Here is a 23,593-nt window from a genome sequence, read left to right as displayed (position 1 = left end):
GGGTAGGGGGAGGGGGGTCGGGCCGCCAGAGCAGAACCCGCTTCGTCCGCCTCAGCCGGCGAGCGGGATGTGCGGCGCGGCGGTCCGCGGCAGCAGGCCGATCAGGCGCGGATCGGCCTTGTACACCACACGCTGGGCATAGGGCGTGAAGCCGGCGCGCTGGTAATGCGCCAGCGCCTTCGGGTGGTCGAGGGTGCAGGTGTCGACCGTCATCCGCCGGATCGGCCGCACCCAGGCGAGGTCGATCATCGACCACAGCAGGAACGGCCCCAGCCGGCGGCCGATGAAATCCGGCATCAGCCCGAAATAGGCCAGGTCCGTGACCTCGGCACTCTCCTGGAACAGCTCGCCATAGCCGGCGGGCACGCCGTCGATATAGAGGACATGGACGCCGGTGCGCTCGTCGTTCAGCCGCGCGGCCAGCCGTTCGTCATCCCATTCCCGGCGGTCGGTCCACAGCCAGTTGGCGCCGACCGTGTCGTAGAGATAGCGGTAGAAGGAGACGGTCGCCGGCTCCGCCCGCATCAGCAGGTGACGGGCCAGAGGCGGCGGCGGGGCCGGGCGCGCCGGCCGGGCCGTCATCTCCAGCTGGGTGATGGTGACCGTCAGCGTTCCCGCGGCCCCGGCGGCGCTCATGGCCGGTTCCGCGCCGGCCCGGTCTCGACCGGCGTGTCGCCCGGCATGCCCCATTCGGCCCAGGACCCGTCATAGACCGCCGCATCCTCGCGGCCGATGCGGTGCAGGCCCAGCGCCAGCACGCAGGCGGTGATGCCGCTGCCGCAGCTGGCCGTCACCGGACCGCTCTCCGGCAGCCCGGCGGCGGCGAAGCGGGCGGCGATCCGCTCGGGCGGCAGCAGGGTCTTGGTCGCCGGCTCCAGCAGCTCGCCGAAAGGCAGGTTCAGCGCGCCCGGGATGTGGCCGCCGCGCAGGCCGGGCCGCGGCTCCGGCGCCGCGCCCTCGAAGCGCTCGCGCGCCCGGGCGTCGATCACCGTGCCCACCGTGCCGGCCAGCACCTCGGCCTTGCTGCGCACCAGCGCCGGCCGGACATGCGCGGTGAAGCGCGCCGGGACCGGGGTCGGCACGCCGCTCTCCAGCGGCCGGCCCTCGGCCTTCCAGGCCGGCAGCCCGCCATCCAGCACGGCGACGCCGTCATGGCCGAAGGCGCGCAGCATCCACCAGGCGCGGGCCGCGCTCATCAGCCCGTGCACGTCGTAGCAGACGACGAAGCTGTCATTGCCGATGCCGAGCGCTGCCATCCGCTCGGCGAACAGCTCCGGCGGCGGCAGCATGTGCGGCAGGCCGCCCGGCGCCTTGCTCTCCGGCGCCGCGATGTCGTCGACGTCGAAGAACACCGCGCCCGGGATATGCGCCTCGGCGAATTCGGCCGCGGCGTCGCGGTTGGTGCCCGGCAGGTGGTAGGTGGCGTCGACGATGCGGACATCCGGATCGTTCAGATGGTCGGCCAGCCAGGCGGTGGAGACGATGGTGTTCATGCTTCGCCTGCGAAGGTGATGACGACCCGGCGGTTCTGCTTGCCCTTGTTCTCGATCTTGGCGACCGTCAGCGCGCCGATCTCCGAGGTGTTGCGGACATGGGTGCCGCCGCAGGGCTGCAGGTCGACCGGGCCGGCGGCGTCGCCGATCCGCACCAGCCGGACGCGGCCGAAGCCGCTCGGCGGCTTCACCGACATGGTGCGCACCAGCTCCGGCCGCGCCGCCATCTCCTCATCGGTGATCCACTCGGTCTCGATCGGCAGGGCGGCTGCCACCAGCTCGTTCAGCTTGGCGGTGATCGCCGCGGCGTCCAGCGCGTCGCCCGGCAGGTTGAAGTCCAGCCGGCTGCGCTCGGCGCCGATCTGGCCGCCGGTGACGTCACCGGGGATGGCGACGCACAGCAGGTGCAGGGCGGTATGCATCCGCATGTGGCGGTAGCGCCGCTCCCAGTCCAGCGCCAGCGCGACCGGCGTGCCGGGGGCGGGCAGGGCGGATCCCTCGGCCACCAGGTGGCGGACCTCGTCCGGCGTCGCGCCCTTGCGGGCCTCGGCCACCGCGGCCTCGCCGCCGGCCCAGCGGATCGCGCCGGTGTCGCCCGGCTGGCCGCCGGCGGTGGCGTAGAACACGGTCCGGTCCAGGACGATGCCCTCGGGCGTCGCGGCGACCACGGTGGCGGTCGCCTCGCGGGCGTAGGCGTCGTCGCGGAACAGCAATTCGGTCATGCGCTGGTCTCCAGCCAGTCGGGTTCCGGCAATCCCTTCTCGCGCAGGAAATCCGGATTGTAGAGCTTGGACTGATAGCGGCTGCCGTGGTCGGCCAGGATGGTGACGATGGTGTGGCCCGGCCCCATCCGCCGCGCCATCTTCACCGCACCGGCCAGGTTGATGCCGGTCGACCCGCCCAGCAGCAGCCCTTCCTCGCGGGCCAGGCCGAACAGGATCCGCAGCGCCTCCTCGTCGGTCGCCTGCTGCGCCCAGTCGAGCGGCATGCCCTCGAGGTTCTTGGTGACGCGGCCCTGGCCGATGCCCTCGGTGATCGAGCTGCCCTCGGCCTTCAGCTCGCCATGCTCGTACCAATTGTACAGCGCCGCCCCCAGCGGGTCGGTCAGGGCGATCTGCACCTTCGGGTTCCGCTCCTTCAGCGCCAGGGCGATGCCAGCCAGCGTGCCGCCGGTGCCGACGGCGCAGGTGAAGCCGTCGACCGTGCCGCCGGTCTGGTCCCAGATCTCCGGTCCGGTGGTGCGGTAATGGCCGTCGCGATTGGCGACGTTGTCGAACTGGTTGGCCCAGATCGCGCCGTTCGGCTCGGTCTGCGCCAGCTCGGCCGCCAGGCGCTCGGAGTAGCGGACGTAGTTGTTCGGGTCCTTGTAGGGAACCGCATCGACCTCGACCAGCCGGGCCCCGGCCAGGCGGATCGCGTCCTTCTTCTCCTGGCTCTGGGTCCGCGGCAACACGATGACGCTGCGGTAGCCCAGCGCGCGGCCGACCAGCGCCAGGCCGATGCCGGTGTTGCCGGCCGTGCCCTCGACGATGGTGCCGCCCGGCCTCAGCGTGCCGCGCGCCTCGGCGTCGCGGATGATCGCCAGCGCCGCCCGGTCCTTGACCGATCCGCCGGGGTTCAGGAACTCCGCCTTGCCCAGGATCTCGCAGCCGGTCTCCTCCGACAGGCGGGAGAGGCGGATCAGCGGCGTGTTGCCGATGGCGCCGACGAAGCCGTCGACGATCTGGCGGGAAGGCGTGTCGTTCATGCTCGGTCCCAATCGTGGATCGCGGGCGTCATCCAGTGACCTTAGAGGCCGCTTCCGGCGGCTTCAAGCGAGGCCCACCGGCGGCGCAGCGACTCGCGGTTCAGCTCGAACCACTGCAAGGCGATCAGGGTGATGGCGTTTTGGATCCGGCCCTCGGCCAGCATCGCCAGCGCCTCCTCCGCCGGCATCGGCAGGATGCGGATGTCCTCCTGCTCGCTCGCCAGCCCGTGCAGGCTGCGCTCGGCCGGCGCGGTCACCCGGCCGCAGAGCAGGGTGACCCATTCGTTGAAGCCGCCGGGGCTGGTGGCGAACTCGCCGATCGGCAGCATCTCGGCGACATCCAGGCCGGTCTCCTCCCGCGTCTCGCGGGCGGCCGAATGCTCCTTCGATTCGCCGGTATCGATCAGCCCGGCCGGGATCTCGACCATCCAGCCCGGCCGGTCGGCGATCCAGGCGCCCAGCCGGAACTGCTCTAGCAGCACCACCCGGTCGGCGACCGGGTCGTAGGGCAGGAGGCCGACGGCCGGGCGGCGCAGCACCAGCTCGCGCGTCAGCGGCGCGGTCCAGCCGCCGTCGAAGCGGCGGTGGCGCAGCACCAGCCGGTCCAGCCGGAAGAAGCCGGCATACTCCGTCCCGCGCTCGATCAGCTCGACATCGGCGTCATTGTCGAAGGCCACTCTCATGCACTCCCTCGCTGGCGGCGCCCGGACGATAGCGGGGCCGCCGCGCCAACGCCACGGCGCCACGCGCCGCAGGCGCGGGCCCGGACGAGGGCATTTGGGTTTGACGCATCGCCGTCGCGATCGCGATACTTCCGCATCGGCCCGGTGGGCCGCCCCATGGGCTGCGATGTCGCGGACGGGCGCTTCGCCGTCGCCAGGGGAAACAAGTGGATGGCCCGCGGGCCGTCTAATGGCCTTCGTTGCGGGCCGAGGCTTCAGAACGACAAGAAAGCTTCGCCCCCACAGGGTGGTTCCAGCGTCTCGACAGGGAGAGCCTGATGGACATCAAGGATCTGGGAAAGGTTCACGTCGCGATTCCGAAGCTGGCCGAGGATCTGCGCGACGGCAGGCTCGACCGGCGCGAGTTCCTGCGCAGCTCGGTGCTGCTCGGCCTGGCGATCCCGGCCGCATATGCCGTGGCCTCGGTGGTGACTGGCGAGCCGATCGTGCCGCAGGCCCTGGCCCAGGACACGCCGCGCAAGGGCGGCACGTTGCGGATGGGCATGTTCGTGATGGATGCCAGCGACCCGGCCATCTACGACTGGTCGGAGAAGGGCAACGTCGCGCGGCAGCTGATCGAGCCGCTGGTGCGGGTCGGCACCGACAACCTCTCGCACCCCCACCTGGCCGAGAAGTGGGAGGCGAATGACGACGTCACGGTCTGGACCCTGTCGCTCCGCAAGGACGTGAAGTGGAGCAACGGCGACGCCTTCAATGCCGATGACGTGATCAAGACCTTCGAGCGCTGGCTCGACAGCAAGACCGGCTCCTCCAACCAGGGCCGCTTCGCCGGCCTGACGGTGAAGGACGGCGACACCATCAAGATGGCGCCGAACGCGCTGGAGCGGGTGGACGACCACACGGTGCGTTTCCACTTCCAGAACGCCATGCTGTCCTTCCCGGAGAGCCTGGGCGACTATCCGGCGCTGATCACCCATCGCGACTTCGCCACCAAGCACGAATCCAACCTGATCAAGAACCCGATCGGCACCGGCCCCTTCACCCTGAAGGAATACGCGGTCGGCCAGCGCGCGGTGTTCACCCGGAAGGAAGGCTATTGGGGCGGCGACGCCTATGTCGACGAACTGCAGTTCATCGACCTCGGCGCCGACCCGGCGGCGGAGCTGGCGGCCCTGTCCTCCGGCCAGGTCGACCTCCTGTACAAGCTCGACCCCAACCTGCTGCCCGGCTACCAGGCCAACCCGACCTTCAAGGTCTATGACAAGGACACGGCGATCGTCGGCGTCGCCCGCATGCGGGTGACCGAGAAGCCGTTCGACGACAAGCGCATCCGCCAGGCGGTGCAGGCCTGCGTCGACCATGACCGGCTGCTGCAGCTGGCCTATCAGGGCCTCGGCATCGCCGGCCAGGACTTCCACGTCGCGCCGATCCATCCGGAATACACCGATCTCGGCGCGATGAAGCAGGACTACGACAAGGCCAAGAAGCTGCTGGCCGACGCCGGCCATCCGAACGGCATCGACATCGAGATCAACTGCGTCGACGACCCGAAATGGGAAGGCCAGATCGGCGTGGTGCTGTCGGAGATGATGAAGCCGGCGGGCATCAACCTGAAGGTCAACATCCTGCCCGGCGGCACCTATTGGGACCGCTGGACCAAGTGGCCGTTCAGCGTCACCCAGTGGACCACCCGGCCGCTCGGCGTCCAGGTGCTCGACGTCGCCTACCGCAAGGGCGCGGCCTGGAACGAGAGCGGCTATGACAACCCGGAGTTCGAGAAGCTGCTGAACCAGGCGCAGGGCACGATCGACGTGCCGAAGCGCAAGGAGATCGTGAAGCAGATCGAGAAGATCCTGCAGGACGACGCCATCAGCATCATCCCGTTCTGGCTCAAGATCTACACCGCCAGCACGGACAAGGTGCAGGGCTTCGCCTACCACTTCGCCCGCGAGATGTATCTCGACAAGGTGTGGCTCGCGGCGTGAGGGCTTTCTCACCCAGCACGATCGGGTCCCCGGGGCGCAGGGGGAGGGGGCGCGCGCCGTCGGAACCGGCTTCGGGTCGGCTCTCTATGCTCGACAACCCCCTCCCCCTAGCCCCCTCCCGCGAGGGGAGGGGGGACTCAGATTGTGCGGGGCGAGAGCAGGTTCTCAAACCCAATCAGACCAAGTCCCCCCTCCCCTGGCGGGAGGGGGGCAGGGGGAGGGGGTTCGTGCCGCAAGAGCCGGCCCCGGAAGGCTTTGAGGAGGCCGTCAGGCGATGCTGATCTTCCTCGCCAAGCGCGCCTTCTTCATGATCCTGACCATGCTGGCGGTGTCGCTGCTGGTCTTCCTCCTCCTCGAGGTGAACGGGTCGTCGGTGGCCGTGAAGGTCCTCGGCCCCTACAGCTCGGAGGAGCAGCGCCAGCTCTGGCTCCAGGCGCATGGCTATTTCGCGCCCTGGTACGAGCGCTACTTCGCCTGGCTCGGCCGCATGGCCAGCGGTGAGTTCGGCGACAGCCTGCGGTTCAAGACATCGGTGGCGTCGGTGCTGTGGCCGCGGCTGGAGAACACCGCGATCCTCGCCGCCTTCGTCTTCCTGATCATGGTGCCGGTCTCGGTCGTGCTCGGCGTCCTCGCCGGCATGCGCGAGGGCTCGGCCACCGACCGCTCGATCTCGGTGCTGTCGATCGTCACCACCTCGATCCCGGAATTCGCCTCGGCGACCTTCCTGTCCTTCCTGTTCGTGCTGGTGCTGAAATGGCTGCCCGGCACCAGCGGCATGAACCAGGGCTTCGACATCCTGCAGCTGGTGATGCCGGTCGCGGTGCTGGTGCTGTACGATTTCGGCTACGTCACCCGGATGATGCGCGCCTCGATGGCCGAGGTGATGCAGAGCCCCTATATCCGCACCGCGGTGCTGAAGGGCATCCCCTACAAGCGGGTGATCATGCGCCATGCCCTGCGCAACGCGCTGATCGCGCCGTTCACCGTGATCGTGCTGCAGATCAACTGGCTCCTGTCCGGCGTGATCGTGGTCGAGGCCTTCTTCGGCTACAAGGGCTTCGGCGCCCTGCTGCTGGAAGCCTCGCTGAACCAGGACATCTACCTGATCCAGGCCTGCGCCATGGTCTCGGTCTTCGTCGCGGTGGCGACGCAGACCATCGCCGATGTCGGCTACACCTACCTCAACCCGCGCATCCGCTTCACCTGAGGGGTCGGAATGGCCGAGATCTCGCTGCCGCCACCTTCCTCGCTGGGCCGCAACCCGATCCTCCGCGCGCTGCGCTCGGTGCTGCTGCTGCGGGAGAGCTGGGTCGGCATGGTCGGCGTGCTGATCGTGCTGTTCTGGGTCGCCGTGGCGATCCTGGCGCCGCTGATCGCGCCGTTCCCGCCGAACCAGAACCTGCTGCCGTTCAAGCCCCCCGGCACCGTGGCGCCCGATGGCGGCGTGTTCTGGCTGGGCACCGACCAGCTCGGCCGCGACATCCTCAGCCGGGTGATCTACGGCGCCCGAAGGGTGCTGATCTACGCGCCGCTGGCCACCGCCTGCGCCTATGCGCTGGGCGTCACCATGGGCCTCTTGGCCGGCTACAAGCGCGGCCTGTGGGACGATGTGCTCAGCCGGATCGGGGACATCATCCTGTCCTTCCCGATCCTGGTGCTCTACGTCGTCATCATCACCACCTTCGGCCCGTCCGGCATCAACATCGTGCTGGCGGTCACCTGCGCCAGCGCCCCCGGCATCATGCGCATCGTCCGCGGCCTGACGCTGGACCTGCGCAACCGCGACTACGTCGCCGCGGCGCAGACCCGGGGCGAATCCTCGCTCTTCATCATGTTCGTCGAGATCCTGCCGAATGCCCGCGGGCCGCTGATCGTCGATGCCTGCCTGCGTCTCGGCTACACCATCATCACCATCGGCGTGCTGGGCTTCCTCGGCCTCGGCCTGCCGCCGCCGGACCCGGACTGGGGCGGCATGGTCAACGAGACCCGCGCCATGGCCGCTTTCGCGCCCTGGATGACGGTCTTCCCCTGCATCGCCATCTCGTCGCTGGTCCTCGGCCTGAACCTGCTGGCCGACGGTCTGCGCGAGATCTCGCTGAAGGATTGAGGGCATGACGGTCGAGGTGATCCCGCCGCGCGACACCACCACCCCAATCCTGGAGATCGACAAGCTGTCGATCTCCTACCTCACCCGTGCCGCGGAGATCCCGGCGGTGGTCGATTTCTCGCTGACCATCCGGCCCGGCGAATGCGTCGGCCTGGTGGGCGAGAGCGGCTGCGGCAAGTCCACCGTGGCAATGGCGATCATGCGCTATCTCGGCCGCAACGGCCGGATCGCCGGCGGCAGCATGAAGTTCCGCGGCCGCGACCTGATGGCAATGTCGGAGGAGGAGCTGCGGCGGATCCGCGGCGCCGAGATCGCCATGGTTTACCAGGAGCCGATGGCGGCGCTGAACCCGGCGCTCAGGATCGGCGACCAGCTGGCCGAGGTGCCGCTGTGCCACGAGCCCGGCTGCACCCGCGAGCAGGCGCTGGCCCGGGCGCAGGACATGCTGGGCCGCGTGCGGCTGGGCGACCCCGCCCGGGTGATGCAGGCCTATCCGCACCAGATCTCCGGCGGCCAGCAGCAGCGTGTGGTCATCGCCATGGCGCTGCTGTCCAACCCATCGCTGCTGCTGCTGGACGAGCCGACCACGGCGCTGGACGTCACGGTCGAGGCCGGCATCGTCGACCTGATCGCCGAGCTGGGCCGGACGCTCGGCACCGCCATGCTCTACATCAGCCACAATCTCGGGCTGATCCGCGAGACCTGCGACCGGGTCTGCGTCATGTATGCCGGCCAGGCGGTGGAGGAGGGGACGATCGACCAGATCTTCGCCGCGCCGCGCCACCCCTACACCCAGGGCCTGTTCGGCTGCATCCCGACGCCGGGGCGGGACAAGACCAGCCGGCCGCTGGTGCCGATCCGCGGCCAGCTGCCGCTGCCGCAGGCCCGGCCGCAGGGCTGCTGGTTCGGGCCGCGCTGCGACCATTTCCAGGCCGGGCGCTGCGACGCGGCGCCGGTGCCGATGCTGCCGGCCAGCGAGACCCGCGGCGTGCGCTGCCTGCGCTGGGAGGAAATCGAGCATCTGCCGCCCGTCCCGGCGCCGGTCGAGGCTCTGCCCGTCGCCGTCGCGAACGACCATCCGGTGCTGGAGGTCGCGGCGATGCGCAAGCACTACCCGATCTACGACAGCTCGATCGCCGCCCTGCTCGGCAGCGACCGCACCCGCTATGTCCGCGCCAATGAGGCGATCAGCTTCGAGGCCCGCGGCGGCCAGACCGTCGCCATCGTCGGCGAGAGCGGCTGCGGCAAGTCCACCTTCGCCCGCGTGCTGATGGGGCTGGAGACGGCGACCGACGGCACCGTGTCCTTCCGCGGCACCGATATCGGCCGCAAGCCGGTGCAGCAGCGCGACGCCAAGCTGTTGTCCTCGCTGCAGATGGTGTTCCAGAACCCGAACGACACGCTGAACCCCAGCATGAGCGTGGGCCAGCAGATCGGCCGGGTGATCCGCAAATTCGGCGTCAAGAAGGGCCGCCGCGAGGTGGAGGAGGAGGTGCTGCGCCTGCTCGACCTGGTCAAGCTGCCGCGCGCCTTCATCGACCGCAAGCCGCGCCAGCTCTCCGGCGGGCAGAAGCAGCGCGTCGGCATCGCCCGGGCCTTTGCCGGCGCCCCGGCCATGGTGGTGGCGGACGAGCCGGTCTCGGCCCTCGATGTCTCGGTCCAGGCGGCGGTCACCGGCCTCCTGGTCGACATCCAGCGCCGCTCCGGCACCACGCTGCTGTTCATCAGCCACGACCTCGGCGTGGTGCGCTACCTGGCCGACCGGGTGGTGGTGATGTATCTCGGCCAGATCATGGAGCAGGGGACGACCGACGCCGTCTTCCAGCCGCCCTACCACCCCTACACCGAGGCGCTGCTGGCCGCGGTGCCGGTGGCCGACCCGACGATCGAGAAGAAGCGCATCATCCTGGAAGGGCCGCTGCCCAGCCCGCTGGACCCGCCGCAGGGCTGTCCGTTCAACACCCGCTGCCCGCGCAAGCTCGGCGGCATCTGCGAGACCGAGGCGCCGCCGGAGCGCGCCGGTGCCGACGGGCACGTCATCCGATGCCATATTCCGCTGCCGGATCTCGCGGCCGTGGAACCCGTGCTGGGGCGTGCGGGTTAAGGGAGGCTGGTGCAAATCGCCTTATGCGGGTATTGCGGCCGAGTTCCTCGCGACATACTATAGTATGAGGCGGGCCGGGTTCGACACTGCGGCATCTTGGGGGACCGCACCAGATCGATCGTTCGCGATCGCATTCGGTGTCGGGCCGAGGCCCGCAGGAGGAAGTAACAGTATGGCGACCCGCGGCTCGGACCGACTGCGCCGGCGCAAGACCATCACGGAAGATGGCCCGGACCCGGTGGATGTTCATGTCGGCACCCGACTGCGCCAGCGCCGCACCCTTCTGGGCATGAGCCAGGAGAAGCTGGCTGCGGCTTTCGGCGTATCGTTCCAGCAGATCCAGAAATACGAGCGCGGCGCCAACCGCGTCAGCGCCAGCCGGCTGCACCAGCTGACGCGCATCCTCAACGTCCCGGTCGGCTATTTCTTCGAAGGCATGACCGACGGCGCCCAGAACGGCATCGGCCTTCATCCCGTGCATGACAGCGAGATGGTCGCCAGCCGCGAGACGCTGGAGCTGGTGCGCGCCTATTACCGGATCGAGGATGCGACGGTCCGCCGCCGCCTGGTCGACCTGCTGCGCTCGCTCGGGCCGGACGCGACCGAGCACTGAGCCGAACCGCCGGGCGGCGTTTCGGGCTGGCGTCGGGGCCGGGGCGGGGCTACACAGCCCCTGACTTCGATAGAGCCGAGGCTTGCCCGTGTCGCTTCCCTTCGTCGACCTCAAGCAGCAATACGCCCGCCTGAAGCCCCTGATCGACGCCCGCATCCATGCGGTGCTCGACCACGGCCAGTACATCCTGGGACCGGAGGTGGCGGAGCTGGAGGGCGAGCTGGCGCGCCGGGCCGGCACCCGCCACTGCCTGACGGTGGCCAGCGGCACCGACGCGCTGATCATGCCGCTGATGGCGCGCAACATCGGCCCGGGCGACGCCGTCTTCGTGCCGGCCTTCACCTTCACCGCGACGGCCGAGGCGATCCTGCTGCTCGGCGCCTCACCGGTCTTCGTCGATGTCGACCCCCAGACCTATCTGGTCGATCTGGCCGATCTCGAGCGCCGCATCGCCGCCACCAAGGCCGCCGGCAAGCTGGCGCCCAAGGCGGTGATCGCGGTCGACCTGTTCGGCCTGCCGGTGGATTACCCGCAGCTGCAGGCGATCGCCGACGCGCATGGCCTGTTCGTGATCGACGACGCGGCGCAGAGCTTCGGCGGCGCCTTCCACGGCCGCCCGGTCGGGTCGCTGGCGCCGGTCACCGCCACCAGCTTCTACCCGGCCAAGCCGCTGGGCTGCTACGGCGACGGCGGCGCCATCTTCACCGATGACGACGAGCTGGCGGCGATCCTCAAGTCGATCCGCGTGCATGGCGAGGGCAAGAGCCGCTACGACACAGTGCGGGTCGGCCTCAACGCCCGCTTCGACACCATCCAGGCGGCGATCCTGCTGGCCAAGCTGCCCAGCTTCGGCGACGAGCTGGCGGCGCGGGACAAACTGGCCCGGCACTACTCGTCCCGGCTGTCGAACCGGGTGCAGACCCCGGTGATGCCGGACGGGCTGGTCTGCGCCTGGGCGCAATACACCATCCGGGTGGCGAACCGTGATGCGGTGCGGGCGAAGCTGGGCGAGGCCGGGGTGCCGACCGCGGTCTACTACCCGACGCCGATGCACCTGGCCGAGGCCTACCGCGCCCATGGCGAGGGCGAGGGCTCGCTGCCGGTCAGCGAGGCGCTGAGCCGCGAGGTGCTGAGCCTGCCGATGCACCCCTTCCTGTCCGAAGCCGACGCCGACCGCGTCTGCGACGCGGTGATCGCGGCGGTGAGCTGAGGCGAGGTCGCTTCAGCGAAGGGTTTCGAGAGCCTTTTCAGAAACCTGAACCGTCATTGCGAGCGCAGCGAAGCAATCCAGGGGCCGGTGCGCACCGGCCCCTGGATTGCTTCGTCGGCTTCGTCTCCTCGCAATGACGGCGAGGGGGAGGTTCGGAGCGGTCTGAAATCCGGATCTACCGCGTCGCCACCGCCACCGCGGCGCCGGCCATCACCGCGCCGGTAACGCGGTTGATCGCCTTCAGCGCCCGCGGGGACCGGAACATCCGGCGGGCGCGCAGGGCCAGCACGACATAGGCCGCCAGCACCGTGCCGTAGACCACGACCAGCGTGGCGGTGATCTCGCCGAAGCCGATCCAGCTCAGGTGCTGCAGGTCGATGATGGTCGGCAGCAGTGCCAGGTAGAACAGCGTCGTCTTCGGGTTGCCGAGGCAGACCGAGATGCCGGTCAGGAACAGCCGCAGGCCTTCGCCGCGCACCGGCTGGGTCTCCACGGGCGTCGCCGCCGGGGCGGTCCACAGCCGCCAGGCCAGGTACAGCAGATAGGCGGCGCCGGCATATTTGATTACGATGAAGACCGGCTGCATCGTCGCCGCCAGCATGGCCAGGCCCAGCGCCGTGGCGCTCAGCCACAGCAGGTCGCCGGCCATCAGCCCGGCGCAGAAGGCCAGCGCCCCCCGGCTGCCGCGGCCCAGCACCCGCGCCACCAGCGCCGCAGTGGTCGGCCCCGGCACGGCGCAGGCGACGCCGAGGGTGAAGGCGTAGATCAGCAGCGTCGACAGGTCCATCGGCGTCCTCCCGCAGTGTCGCGTCGGATTATGCGCCGCCGAGGCCGAACCGGCCAGAATCGCGGCGCCATCCGCCAACGCAATGATTTGAAACAATTTTTGAATTCCGCCCTGGCCTCCCGGGCGGCAGAATCGCCGGCGTGCCGGTCCGTCCGGCCACTTGTTGTGTTCATCCGGAATCCCGCATGACCTTGATCCACCGCACCGCGATCATCGAGCCGGGCGCCGAGATTGGCGAGGGCACCCGCATCGGCGCCTATGCCGTGATCGGGCCGAAAGTCCGTCTGGGCCGCGACTGCGTGGTCGGGCCGCATGCGGTGATCGAGGGGCGGACCGAGATCGGCGATCGCAACCAGGTCTTCCAGTTCGCCTCGGTCGGCGCGCCGCCGCAGGATCTGAAATGGAAGGGCGAGGAGACGCGGCTGGTCATCGGCCATGACAACATCATCCGCGAATACGTCACCATCCAGCCGGGCGTCGGCGTCTCCGGCGGGCTGACCGAGATCGGCGACGGCAACCTGTTCATGGCCTGCTCGCACATCGCCCATGACTGCCGCATCGGCAGCCATTCCCAGTTCGCCAACGCCGCGACCCTGGCCGGCCATGTCGAGGTCGGCGATCATGTCCATGTCAGCGGCCTGGCCGGGGTGCACCAGTTCACCCGCATCGGCGCCCATGCCTTCGTCGCCGCCGGCGCCATGGTGGCGCAGGACGTGCCGCCCTTCTGCCTGGTCCAGGGCGACCGGGCCCGGCTGGTGTCGCTGAACGAGGTCGGGCTGCGCCGCCACGGCTTCACCGAGCCGGAGGTGATGGCCCTGCGCCGCGTCTTCCGCATGCTGTTCCGCGGCACGGGGGAGAAGGCGGAGCGGATGGCCCGAATCCGCCACGAGCATGGCGGCGACAAGGGCGTGGCCGAGATGTTGGACTTCCTGTCCGAGACCAAGCGAGGCCTGGTCGCCGCCTGATGGCAACCGGCCGGCGTTTCGGCCTGTTGCTGACTCGAAGCCGATCTTCGAGGAGGACGCCATGACTGCCGTCAGCCCGGTCCGGGCCAGCATCACCGTCGATGTGCCGCCGGACCGCGCCTTCGAGACTTTCACCGGCGAGCTCGGCCGCTGGTGGCCGCTCGCCTACACCTATGCCGGGGCGGAGCTCGACACCGCCGTGATCGAGCCGAGGGCCGGCGGCCTGTGGTTCGAGCGCGACCGCGCCGGCCGGGAGACCGCCTGGGGCGAGATCCGCGCCTGGGAGCCGCCGTCGCGGCTGGTGCTGTCTTTCGCCGTCGGCGCCGACCGGCAGCCCGAGCCGGAGGCGCGGGCCAGCGAGGTCGAGATCCGCTTCCTGCCGGGGGGCAGCGGCACCCGGATCGAGCTGGAGCACCGCGACTTCGAGCGGCATGGCGACGGGGCCGGGAAGCTGCGTGACGGCATGGCCTCCCCCCAGGGCTGGGCCCTGATCCTGGCGGATTTCGCGCGGTATCTGCGGGGGTAGAGGCTCGCGGCTCTCCCGAGGTTTCCAACCCCCAACACCGTCATTGCGAGCGGAGCGAAGCAATCCAGGGGCAGCTCGCACCGGCCCCTGGATTGCTTCGTCGGCTGCGCCTCCTCGCAATGACGAGGAGGACGGGAACTATGAAAGGATCTCGGCAAACGCGAGAGGCGATATGCTCGGACATGCGTGCTCAACCCACGGGCATCTCGGTCTCGATCCATTCGATCAGCGAGCCGTGCCTCGGCGCCCAGCCCAGCTCCGCCCGGGCCCGCTTGCCGCGCACCCGACTGTTCGAGCCCAGGGAATAGACGGCGGTGCCGAGGCCCAGTTCGGCGATGGCGTCGTCGGCCGGCCAGGGCTGCGGCGCGCCGAGGCCGAGGCGCCGGGCGATCGCCGCCGCAGCCTCGGCGAAGGACGCCTCGCCGTTCTCGACGTAATAGAAGGCGCCGGCCAGCGCGCGGTCCAGCGCCAGGGCGTAGAGATCGGCCATGTCGTCGACATGCACGTTCGACCAGATGTTCAGGCCGCGCCCGACAGGACGGACCACCCCGGTCTTGCGGGCCTGCGCCACCAGCGCCGGGATCTGCACGCTGTCCGGGTTCAGCCCAGGCCCGGTGCCGTAGATCAGGCTGTTGCACAGCACCGCCGACCGCACGCCGCGCCCGGCGGCGTCGACGATCAGCCGGTCGATGGCGACCCGCGCCGCCTTGCCCGGCACCGGCTCGACCGGCGTGTCCTCGTCATGGACCTTGTCCGAGGCCCAGTCGCCGCGGGCGTCGTCGGCGACCACGCTGGTGCCGCTGGTGTGCAGGAACGGTTTGCCGCTGCCGGCCAGCGCGTCGAGCAGGGCCTCCACCGCGGCCCGGTCGTCGGCGCTGGCGGCGTTGACGACCGCATCGGCGGCCTTGGCCTCGCGCGCCAGCAGCGCGGTGTCCGACAGGTCGCCGAGCACCGGCTCGATGCCGAGCGCCTGCAGCCGGTCCGCTTTCTCGGACGAGCGCACCAGGCCGCGGATCCGGTGCCCGTCCCGCATCAGCCGCGGCGCGACGGCGCCGCCGATATAGCCGCTGGCGCCGGTCAGGAAGATGATCATGTCCGTGCCCTCATCCGTGGTCATGGCAGGAAGATGAGGGCAGGGGAGTGCCTCGGAAAGCCGTGCGGCCGGACAACCATCTGTGAACCGGCTTCACAAGTCATGATCTGACCGGCCGGATTATCGCCGCCGCCGCGCCTGACCACATTGCGGCCCGACACGAACCGGACAGACAGGACACCGACATGACCGCTCCCCTCGTCACCGCCAATGGCGCCGAAATCCCGGCGCTCGGCTTCGGCACCTTCCGGATGAACGGCGCGGACACCGCCCGCATGGTCCGGCACGTGCTGTCGATCGGCTACCGCCACATCGACACGGCGCAGATCTACGGCAACGAGGCCGAGGTCGGCGCAGGCTTGGCCGCCTCCGGCATCGCCCGCAACGACGTGTTCCTGACCACCAAGGTCTGGGTGGCGAACTACCGGCACGACGCCTTCCTGCGCTCGGTCGAGGACAGCCTGCGCAAGCTGGGCACCGACCATGTCGACCTGCTGCTGCTGCACTGGCCGAACCGGGAGGTGCCGCTGGCCGAGCAGATCGGGGCGCTGAACCAGGTCAAGACCGCCGGCAAGGTGCGCCATATCGGCATCAGCAACTTCAGCACCGCGCTGATGGCGGAGGCCGAGGCGCTGAGCGCCGCGCCGCTGGTGACCAACCAGGTCGAGTACCATCCGTATCTGAGCCAGGCGCCGGTGCTGGCGGCGGCCCGCAGGGCCGGGATGAGCGTGACCGCCTATTACGGCATGGCCGACGGCAAGGTGATCGGCGATCCGGCGATCCAGGCGATCGCGGAAAGCCACGGCAGGACCGAGGCCCAGGTGGTGCTGCGCTGGCTGGTGCAGCAGCCGGGGGTGGTCGCCCTGTCGAAGACGGTCAGCGAGGCCCGCGCCGCCACCAACCAGGCGATCTTCGACTTCGCACTCACGGCCGAGGAGATGGCCGCGATCCATGCCCTGTCCTGCCCCGACGGCCGCCTGGTCAGCCCGGAGGGTCTGGCGCCGGAGTGGGATGTGGAGTGAGCCATTTTTCCAGTCCCCCCTCCCCTGCGGGAGGGGGGCAGGGGGAGGGGGTTCGGGCCGCGAGAACCGGCCCACGGCATCTGCTCTCCTTGATCGACAACCCCCTCCCCCTAGCCCCCTCCCGCGAGGGGAGGGAGGACTCGGTGGGTTTGGGTCGGGCCGGCTACAACCCGATCCCGTCCAACTCGTCATACAGCGCCTGGCTGTGGTGGTAGAGCCGGTCGAACACCGGCTGCATCCGGGCATAGCGCTCGGCCCAGGCGGGGTCGGGGGCGATCTCGGCGCCGTAGCGCACATACGCCCCGGCCGCCTCCTGCACCGTGCCGAACCGGCCGGTGGCGGCGGCGACCATGGCGGCGCAGCCGACCACGCCGCATTCCGCCTCCTCCGGCACCAGGATCGGCAGGCCGGTGGCGCTCGCCTTGATCCTGAGCCACAGCTCGGTCTTGGCCCCGCCGCCCGACGCGATCAGCCGGTCCAGCGGCCGGCCCGACGCCGCCTCCATCACCCGGATGTGACGGGTGACGGCGAAGGCCACGCCCTCCAGCACAGCGCGGTGCAGCTCGGCCAGGCCGTGGCCGGCGCCGAGGCCGAAGAACTGCGCCCGGGCATTGCGGTGGCCGCCCAGACGCTCGCCCACCAGATAGGGCAGGAAGAACAGGCCGCCGGCGCCCGGCGCGGCCTCGGCCGCCCTGGCGACGATCTCGGCATAGCCCAGCGTCCCCTCATGGAAGGCGCGGCGGGCCCAGCGCATGGCGTCGCCGCCGCTCTCCAGCAGCACGAACGGCCCCCAGCCGCCCTCGATCGTGGCGACGTTGCAGATCTCCGGGTCCAAGAGCGGCGCCTCGGTGATCAAAGTGATGATCGAGGAAGTGCCGGTGACGTCGGAGACCAGCCCCGGCCGGCAGGCGCCGGAGCCGAGCAGCGCCATCGGATAGTCGGCGCCGCCGACCAGCACCGGCGTGCCTTCGAGCAGCCCGGTCTCGGCCGCCGCCGCTGCGGTGACACCGCCCAGGATCTCCAGCGGCGACCGCAGCCGCGGCAGCATGGCCGGGTCCAGCCCCATGAGCGCGATCATGGCCGGCGACCAGCCCCGTGTCGCCGGGTTCATCAGGAAGCTGCAGGAGCCCTCCGTCGCCTCCATGGCGATCTCGCCGGTCAGGCGGAAATTGACGTAGTCCTTCGGCATCATCACTGCGGCGGTCCGGCGGTATGCCTCCGGGCCGTGGTCGCGGATCCAGGCCAGCTTGAAGCCCGGCCAGGCCGGCGTCGGCGGGTTGCCGCTCTCGGCCAGGTAGCTGTCCGGCGCGTGGTCGCGCTCGAACGCCGCGACCAGGTCCAGCGTTCGCTTGTCGTTCCACAGCGGGACGGTGTCGCGGGTCAGGGCGCCGCTGTCGTCGACCAGCACCGTGCCGTGCATCTGGCCGCAGGCGCAGACCGCGGCGATGCGGCTTCGGGCGCCCTCCACCTCGTCCAGCACGGTCCGCACCGACTGCACGACCCCGGCCCACCAATCGGCCGGCCGCTGCTCCGACCAGCCGAATTGGGGCACGATCTGCTCGTGCTCCTTCGCGGCGATGGCCAGGATCCGGCCGCCGCCATCGACCAGCGCCGCCCGCGCGCTGCCGGTGCCGACATCGATCGAAAGGGCGAGGTCGCGGGTCATGTCGGCTCCGTGCGGCAGGCCTAAGGACGGCGCAGCCAGCGCGTGCCATGCTGCAGCAGCACGGCGATCACGATGATCGCGCCCATCAGGACCTGCTGATGATAGCCCGGGACATTGGCCAGGTTCATGATGTTGCCGATCACCCCCATCACCATGGCGCCCAGCAGCGTGTTGACCGCGCCGCCGCGCCCGCCCATCAGGCTGGCACCGCCGATCACCACCGCGGCGATCACCGCCAGCTCGGCCCCGACGCCGACCTGCGCCGACCCGACCCCCGCCCGGGCGGTGGAGATGATGCCGGCCAGCGCCGCCAGCGCGCCGGAGATGACATAGACCGCGCAGACATAGCGCGGCACGGCGATGCCGGACAGGCGCACCGCCTCCTCATTCGAGCCGATAGCCCGGACGATGCGGCCGAATTTGGTGAAGCCCAGCACCACGCCGCCGATGATGAAGACGGCGAACATCAGCAGCACCGGCTGCGGCACGCCGAACAGGAAGCCGGCGCCGAAATCGGTGAAGGCCTGGCCGCTGTCGCCCAGCAGGATCGGCTGGCCGTTGGAGATGATCAGCGACAGGCCGCGCGCCGCGGTCATCATGGCGAGCGTCATGACGAAGGCCGGCAGCCGCAGATAGGCCACCAGGATACCGGTGACCAGGCCGCAGCCGGCTCCGGCCAGCACCACTAGCGCGGTCGACGCCTCCGGCGACCAGGTGGCGACCAGATACGCCGACAGCACGCTGCCCAGCGCCGAGACCGACCCGACCGACAGGTCGATGCCGCGGGTCAGGATCACCAGCAGCATGCCCACCGCCATGATCCCGGTGCCGGAGATCTGGCGCAGCACGTTCATGATATTGCGCTCGGTCAGGAAGGCCGGCGACAGCAGATGCGCGCCGAGGATGAGCAGCACGAAGATGCAGAAGGTGCCGTAGCGGTGGAACAGCTCACCGATATCGGTGCGGCTGCGCGGCTTGTCCGGCGTCCCGGCGGTCGTGGTGGTCATCGTCAGCCCGCCATCCTCAGCTCGCCGTCGCGGCGGGTCATCGCCAGCGACAGCAGGTTTTCCTCGCTGTAGCGCTCCGGCGGCAGCTCGCCGCGGATCTCGCCTTCGCCCATCACCAGCACCCGGTCGCACAGGCCGAACAGCTCCTGGTGCTCCGACGAGATCACGATCACCGCCTTGCCCTCGGCGGCCATGCGCTCGATCAGGGCGTAGATCTCGGCCTTGGCGCCGACATCGACGCCGCGCGTCGGCTCGTCGAGGATGATGACCTCGCCGCCGACATGGAACCACTTGGCCAGCGCCACCTTCTGCTGGTTGCCGCCGGATAGGCTGGAGACCGGCGCCTCGACCCCCGCGGCCTTGACCCGCAGGCTGCCGGCCAGATCGCCGACCAGCCGCTTCTCGGCGCCGCGGCGGATGAAGCCCAGCGGGTTCACCACCGGCTTCAGCCGCGCCATGGTGGCGTTGACCCGGATCGACAGGCCCAGGATCACGCCCTGGCCCTTGCGGTCCTCCGGCACCAGCCCGATCCCGGCCGCCACCGCGTCGAGCGGCGAGCGGATCGAGACTTTCCGGCTGTTGCGGAAGATGTCGCCGCCGTCGCGCCGGTCGGCGCCGAAGATCAGCCTTGCGGTCTCGGTGCGGCCGGACCCGACCAGCCCGCCCAGGCCCAGGATCTCGCCGGCCCTGACCGCGAAGCTGACGCCGCGCACCCTTGTGCCGGCGCTGAGATTCTCGACCCGCAGCGCCTCCGCCCCCGGCTTGCGGCGGGACTTGTCGGCGAACATCGCCGACAGCGGCCGGCCGACCATCATGCGGATGACGTCGTCGATCCCGGCCTCCTGAGGCGTCACGGTGCCGACCGTGCGGCCGTCCTTCATCACCGTCATCCGGTCGGCGATGCGGAACACCTCCTCCAGCCGGTGCGAGATGTAGACGATGCCGACCCCGGCGCCGCGCAGGTCGGCGATGATGCGGTGCAGCCGCTCGGCGTCGCGGGCCGCCAGCACCGCCGTCGGCTCGTCGAAGACGATGACGCGGACATCCCTCGACAGGGCCTTGGCGATCTCCACCACCTGCTGGTGGGCTACGGCCAGGTCGCCGACCGGGCGGCGCGGGTCGATGTCGAAGCCAAGCCGGTCGATCAGGGCGCGGGCCCGGCGGTGCAGCTTCGGCCAGGCGATCACGCCCGGCAGCTCGCGCAGAAAGATGTTCTCGGCGACCGACAGATCGGGCGCCAGCGCCAGCTCCTGGTGGATCACGGCGATGCCGCGCTCCAGCGCTTCGCGCGGGCCGCCGAACTGCACCGGCTGGCCCGCGATCCGCACCTCGCCGGCATCGGGCCGCATCTCGCCGCCCAGCACCCGCATCAGCGTCGACTTGCCGGCGCCGTTCTCGCCGAGGAGTGCATGCACCTCGCCGGGCCGCACCGTGAAATCGACCCCGGCCAGCGCCCGGACGCCGCCGAAGGATTTGGCGATGCCGCGCAGATCCACCAGATCGGTCATGACGCTCCTTTTGGGCGCTGCCCCTCCTTCACCGTCATTGCGAGGAGGCGAAGCCGACGAAGCAATCCAGGGGCCGGTTCGCACTGGCCCTGGATTGCTTCGCTACGCTCGCAATGACGGTGTTGCGGGACAGGCGGCACGAAGATGCTCTGCTCAGAACACCGCATCCGGGCGGTAGTACTTGCCGACATTGTCCTTGGTGATCGCCGCCGGCGTGGTCAGGTCGACGCGCGGGAAGTCGGCGGGCAGCGACCCGTCCAGCGCCTTCATGCCGACATCGACCGCGGTGCGGGCGATCAGGTCCGGGTCGTTCAGCCCGGTGGCGCCGTATTGCCCCTCCTGGATCAGCTGCAGCGCCTCCTTCTGCCCGTCGGCGGCGGCCAGCAGCAGCACGTCCTTGGTCTTGCCCGCGGCCTCCAGCGCCTTGCGGGCGCCCAGCACCATGGAATCGTTCTCGCCGAGCACGACGTTGATGTCGGGATGGGCGACCAGCAGGTCCTCCATCGCCTTCAGCCCGCCCTCATGCGTCCAGCCGCCCCAGCCCTGGCCGACCACGGCGAAGCTGACCTTGCCGTCATTCACCAGCTGGCCCTCGACCAGGCCGCGGAACACGCCCAGCCGGCGCTCCTGCCCGACGACATTGCCCTTCTCGCCCGAGATCAGGGCGATCTTCAACGCCTTGCCCTGGGACGATTGCGCCAGCCACTGGCCGACCTGGAAGCCGTTCTGGTCGTTCGAGGACTGGATCAGCGTGATGTACTTGGCCTTGGGGTCGACCGTGCTGTCGATCGCCACCACCTTCACCCCGGCCGCGGCGGCGGCGTTGATGGCGGGCACCAGCCCCTGCGGGTCGGCGGCGTTGATGATCAGCAGGTTGACGCCCTTGGACACCATGTCCTCGACATCGCCGATCTGCTTGCCCATGTCGTTCTGGGCGTCGGCCGTGGCCACCTGGCAGCCGGCCTTGGCGGCCTGGTCCTTGGCCGCGGCCTCCTGCGCCGCGAAATAGGGCGCGTTCAGCGTCTTCATCGAGATGCCGATCATGCAGTCCGCCGCCTGGGCGCTGCCGATCAGGAGGGCGGTCGTGGCCAGGCAGGCCGTCAACGCGGTCTTCAACATCCGGATCCTCCCTTGGGTGTCCGGGCCTGTGCCGACCCGGTTTGGTAGTTAAAGTACCGAATGGCGGGATGGTCAATCCGATTCTGCCTGGATCGGCGCTTGAAACAGCGCTGAAACTGGCTCATTCATCTTCAATCCGTAGTTTTGCTACGAGAATCGGAGCGAACCATGCAGCTGCGCGAGCCGGGGCGATGCGTCATCGGCGTGACCGACGGGGCCCTCGCCGGGGCGACCGGCCGCTACGTCAAGCGGCTCTCCGACCTGTCCGGCCTGTATGGCGACGCGGCGGCCTTCGCGGCGGCGGTGGCGGGGGAGGGCGACCGCATCGTCTACGAGGTGCAGGACTACCGGCCCTCCGCCGAATCCGGCGACCTGATCTTCGGCGTCACCCGCATGGTGCCGGGGCGGATCGGGCGGGAGTTCTTCCTGACCCGCGGCCACATTCACGCGAAGGCCGACCGGCCGGAGATCTATACTGGCGAGGCCGGGCGCGGCCTGATGCTGATGGAATCGCCGACCGGCGAGATCCGCATCGTCGAGATCGAGCCGCGCGCCATCTGCTACGTGCCTCCTTACTGGATCCACCGCTCGGTCAATATCGGGGACGAGGCGCTGGTGATGAGCTTCTGCTACCCGGCCGATGCCGGGCAGGATTACGGCATCATCGAGCAGGCCGGCGGCATGCGGCAGCGCATTCTCGACGACGGCGCCGGCGGCTGGGTCGCGGTCGACAACCCGGACTACCGGCCGCGGCCGCAGGCGCAGATCGACGCCCTGTTCGCCGGAGCCTGAGCCATGACCTACCAGCCCGCCACCCGGCCGACGCTCTACTTCATCGGCGTCACCACCGGCAAAAGCTCGATCATGAAGGTGTTCCCGGCCTGGGCCCGCGCGCTCGGCCTGACAGATGCCGTGATCCGCGGCATCGACTTCCCGCTGCATGCCGACCCGGCGGCCTATCGCGCGGCGGTTTCCTTCCTGCGCGACGACAAGCTGTCGCTCGGCGCGCTGGTCACCACCCACAAGATCGACCTGTTCCACGCCTGCCGTGACCTGTTCGATGTCATCGGCCCGCATGCGGCGCTGATGGGCGAGACCAGTTGCATCTCCAAGGCCGAGGGCCGGCTGGTCTGCCACGCCAAGGACCCGATCTCCTCCGGCCTCGCCTTCGACGCCTTCGTGCCGGAGGGCCATTTCGCCCGCAGCGGGGCGGAGCTGTTCTCGATCGGCGCCGGCGGCTCGACCATTGCCCTGACCTGGCACGCGATGCAGGCCCGGCGCGACCGGCCGTCGCGGATCGTGGTCTCGAACCGCAGCCCGGCGCGGCTGGAGGAGATCAAGCGCATCCATGGCGAGATGGGTGCCGATGTGCCGGTCGACTATGTGCTGGCGCCGGCCCCGGCCGACAACGATTCGGTGCTGGCCGGGTTGAAGCCGGGATCGGTGGTGGTCAACGCCACCGGCCTGGGCAAGGACGCGCCGGGGTCGCCGCTGACCGATGCCGGGCAGTTCCCGCAGGGCGGGCTGGCCTGGGACCTGAACTACCGCGGCGACCTGGTGTTCCTGGACCAGGCAAAGCGGCAGCAGGCGGCGCGCGGCCTGACGGTCGAGGATGGCTGGACCTATTTCATCCATGGCTGGACCCAGGTGATCGCCGAGGTCTTCCACATCCCGATCCCGACATCGGGCCCGCGCTTCGACGAGCTGTCCCGCATCGCCGCCGAGGCGGCGAAGGGGTAGGGGGGACCAGGGTTGCTTGGATGTGGAGGATCGCTCTCCCGACCCGCACCAATCGAGTCCCCCCTCCCCCTGCGGGAGGGGGGTAGCAACTGTCTTGGGAGAGAGGTGTCATGCGGCGTGGTTTTGCCACGGTGCGTTGTCCCTGAGCATGGCGTTGAGGATGGTGAGCATCCGGCGCATGACGGCGACGATGGCGACCTTGGGCTTTTTGCCGGCGT

Annotated in this window: 22 protein-coding genes and 1 pseudogene; 11 read left to right on the top strand and 12 right to left on the bottom strand. The window is 69.9% G+C overall.

Annotation, left to right across the window (positions count from 1 at the left end; all coding sequences use genetic code 11):
- Positions 1-51: 51 nt before the first annotated feature.
- From BWR60_RS30400 to BWR60_RS30380, 5 genes are read right to left on the bottom strand one after another with little or no spacing between them, the layout of a single operon-like run.
- Positions 52-636: a GNAT family N-acetyltransferase gene (locus BWR60_RS30400; protein WP_088156095.1), complete on the bottom strand. Its 585-nt coding sequence runs from the start codon at positions 634-636 to the stop codon at positions 52-54.
- Positions 633-1,493, bottom strand: a complete 861-nt coding sequence (gene sseA / locus BWR60_RS30395) for a 3-mercaptopyruvate sulfurtransferase (RefSeq protein WP_088156093.1) — start codon at positions 1,491-1,493, stop codon at positions 633-635. The genes BWR60_RS30400 and sseA overlap by 4 nt, the downstream gene beginning before the upstream one ends.
- Positions 1,490-2,215, bottom strand: a complete 726-nt coding sequence (locus BWR60_RS30390) for an alanyl-tRNA editing protein (protein WP_088156091.1) — start codon at positions 2,213-2,215, stop codon at positions 1,490-1,492. Before BWR60_RS30390 ends, sseA begins: the two co-directional genes overlap by 4 nt.
- Positions 2,212-3,240: a cysteine synthase A gene (locus tag BWR60_RS30385; RefSeq protein ID WP_088156089.1), complete on the bottom strand. Its 1,029-nt coding sequence runs from the start codon at positions 3,238-3,240 to the stop codon at positions 2,212-2,214. Before BWR60_RS30385 ends, BWR60_RS30390 begins: the two co-directional genes overlap by 4 nt.
- Positions 3,241-3,281: 41 nt before the next feature.
- On the bottom strand, positions 3,282-3,923 hold the full coding sequence (locus BWR60_RS30380; RefSeq protein WP_088156087.1) for an NUDIX domain-containing protein: 642 nt from the start codon (positions 3,921-3,923) through the stop codon (positions 3,282-3,284).
- A 317-nt stretch (positions 3,924-4,240) separates the two neighbouring features.
- Here BWR60_RS30380 and BWR60_RS30375 point away from each other — a divergent pair, with 317 nt between their 5' ends.
- The 6 genes from BWR60_RS30375 to BWR60_RS30350 all read left to right on the top strand — a co-directional run bounded on the left by BWR60_RS30375 (position 4,241) and on the right by BWR60_RS30350 (position 11,942).
- Positions 4,241-5,908, top strand: a complete 1,668-nt coding sequence (locus BWR60_RS30375; RefSeq protein ID WP_088156085.1) for an ABC transporter substrate-binding protein — start codon at positions 4,241-4,243, stop codon at positions 5,906-5,908.
- A 274-nt stretch (positions 5,909-6,182) separates the two neighbouring features.
- On the top strand, positions 6,183-7,115 hold the full coding sequence (locus BWR60_RS30370) for an ABC transporter permease (protein WP_088156084.1): 933 nt from the start codon (positions 6,183-6,185) through the stop codon (positions 7,113-7,115).
- Between the two features lie 9 nt (positions 7,116-7,124).
- Positions 7,125-8,015, top strand: a complete 891-nt coding sequence (locus BWR60_RS30365; RefSeq protein ID WP_088156082.1) for an ABC transporter permease — start codon at positions 7,125-7,127, stop codon at positions 8,013-8,015.
- A 4-nt stretch (positions 8,016-8,019) separates the two neighbouring features.
- Positions 8,020-10,119, top strand: coding sequence for an ABC transporter ATP-binding protein (locus BWR60_RS30360; protein WP_088156080.1), 2,100 nt, complete (start codon positions 8,020-8,022; stop codon positions 10,117-10,119).
- 172 nt (positions 10,120-10,291) lie between these two features.
- On the top strand, positions 10,292-10,732 hold the full coding sequence (locus BWR60_RS30355; RefSeq protein ID WP_088156078.1) for a helix-turn-helix domain-containing protein: 441 nt from the start codon (positions 10,292-10,294) through the stop codon (positions 10,730-10,732).
- 88 nt (positions 10,733-10,820) lie between these two features.
- Positions 10,821-11,942: a DegT/DnrJ/EryC1/StrS family aminotransferase gene (locus BWR60_RS30350; protein ID WP_088156076.1), complete on the top strand. Its 1,122-nt coding sequence runs from the start codon at positions 10,821-10,823 to the stop codon at positions 11,940-11,942.
- 175 nt (positions 11,943-12,117) lie between these two features.
- Here BWR60_RS30350 and BWR60_RS30345 read toward each other — a convergent pair whose 3' ends face one another.
- Positions 12,118-12,729 carry a LysE family translocator gene (locus BWR60_RS30345; RefSeq protein ID WP_088156074.1) on the bottom strand — a complete coding sequence of 204 codons (612 nt, stop codon included), beginning with the start codon at positions 12,727-12,729 and terminating at the stop codon, positions 12,118-12,120.
- 185 nt (positions 12,730-12,914) lie between these two features.
- Here BWR60_RS30345 and lpxA point away from each other — a divergent pair, with 185 nt between their 5' ends.
- Positions 12,915-13,694 carry an acyl-ACP--UDP-N-acetylglucosamine O-acyltransferase gene (lpxA, locus tag BWR60_RS30340; protein ID WP_088156072.1) on the top strand — a complete coding sequence of 260 codons (780 nt, stop codon included), beginning with the start codon at positions 12,915-12,917 and terminating at the stop codon, positions 13,692-13,694.
- Between the two features lie 61 nt (positions 13,695-13,755).
- A complete protein-coding gene (locus tag BWR60_RS30335) occupies positions 13,756-14,220 on the top strand; it encodes an SRPBCC family protein (protein ID WP_088156070.1) in 465 nt (154 codons plus the stop codon).
- Between the two features lie 190 nt (positions 14,221-14,410).
- Here the strand turns inward: BWR60_RS30335 and BWR60_RS30330 are convergent, their stop codons facing one another.
- On the bottom strand, positions 14,411-15,313 hold the full coding sequence (locus tag BWR60_RS30330) for an NAD-dependent epimerase/dehydratase family protein (protein WP_088156097.1): 903 nt from the start codon (positions 15,311-15,313) through the stop codon (positions 14,411-14,413).
- Positions 15,314-15,498: 185 nt separating this feature from the next.
- Between BWR60_RS30330 and BWR60_RS30325 the strand changes: the two genes are divergently transcribed.
- Positions 15,499-16,335, top strand: a complete 837-nt coding sequence (locus BWR60_RS30325; protein ID WP_088156068.1) for an aldo/keto reductase — start codon at positions 15,499-15,501, stop codon at positions 16,333-16,335.
- A gap of 163 nt (positions 16,336-16,498) precedes the next feature.
- On the opposite strand, the gene BWR60_RS30320 is transcribed toward BWR60_RS30325, so the two are convergent.
- The 4 genes from BWR60_RS30320 to BWR60_RS30305 form a co-directional block, all read right to left on the bottom strand.
- Positions 16,499-18,001: a xylulokinase gene (locus BWR60_RS30320; protein WP_088156066.1), complete on the bottom strand. Its 1,503-nt coding sequence runs from the start codon at positions 17,999-18,001 to the stop codon at positions 16,499-16,501.
- 20 nt (positions 18,002-18,021) lie between these two features.
- Positions 18,022-19,008 (bottom strand): ABC transporter permease, encoded by a 987-nt coding sequence (locus BWR60_RS30315; RefSeq protein WP_088156064.1) that lies wholly within the window; start codon positions 19,006-19,008, stop codon positions 18,022-18,024.
- Positions 19,009-19,010: 2 nt separating this feature from the next.
- Positions 19,011-20,516 carry a sugar ABC transporter ATP-binding protein gene (locus BWR60_RS30310; RefSeq protein WP_088156062.1) on the bottom strand — a complete coding sequence of 502 codons (1,506 nt, stop codon included), beginning with the start codon at positions 20,514-20,516 and terminating at the stop codon, positions 19,011-19,013.
- Positions 20,517-20,669: 153 nt separating this feature from the next.
- Positions 20,670-21,635 (bottom strand): substrate-binding domain-containing protein, encoded by a 966-nt coding sequence (locus BWR60_RS30305; RefSeq protein WP_088156060.1) that lies wholly within the window; start codon positions 21,633-21,635, stop codon positions 20,670-20,672.
- Positions 21,636-21,803: 168 nt separating this feature from the next.
- On the opposite strand from BWR60_RS30305, the gene BWR60_RS30300 reads away from it, so the two are divergent.
- Both BWR60_RS30300 and BWR60_RS30295 read left to right on the top strand, forming a co-directional pair.
- Positions 21,804-22,427: a glucose-6-phosphate isomerase gene (locus BWR60_RS30300; protein WP_088156058.1), complete on the top strand. Its 624-nt coding sequence runs from the start codon at positions 21,804-21,806 to the stop codon at positions 22,425-22,427.
- A 3-nt stretch (positions 22,428-22,430) separates the two neighbouring features.
- Positions 22,431-23,375, top strand: a complete 945-nt coding sequence (locus BWR60_RS30295) for a shikimate dehydrogenase family protein (RefSeq protein WP_088156056.1) — start codon at positions 22,431-22,433, stop codon at positions 23,373-23,375.
- Between the two features lie 108 nt (positions 23,376-23,483).
- Here BWR60_RS30295 and BWR60_RS38405 read toward each other — a convergent pair.
- Positions 23,484-23,593: pseudogene (locus BWR60_RS38405) on the bottom strand (IS110 family transposase); the annotation flags it as partial.

The organism is Inquilinus limosus (assembly GCF_002195995.1).
Classification (GTDB): domain Bacteria; phylum Pseudomonadota; class Alphaproteobacteria; order DSM-16000; family Inquilinaceae; genus Inquilinus; species Inquilinus limosus_C.
Note: the sequence above shows the minus strand (reverse complement) of the source record. Positions and strands in the feature narration are given on the sequence as shown.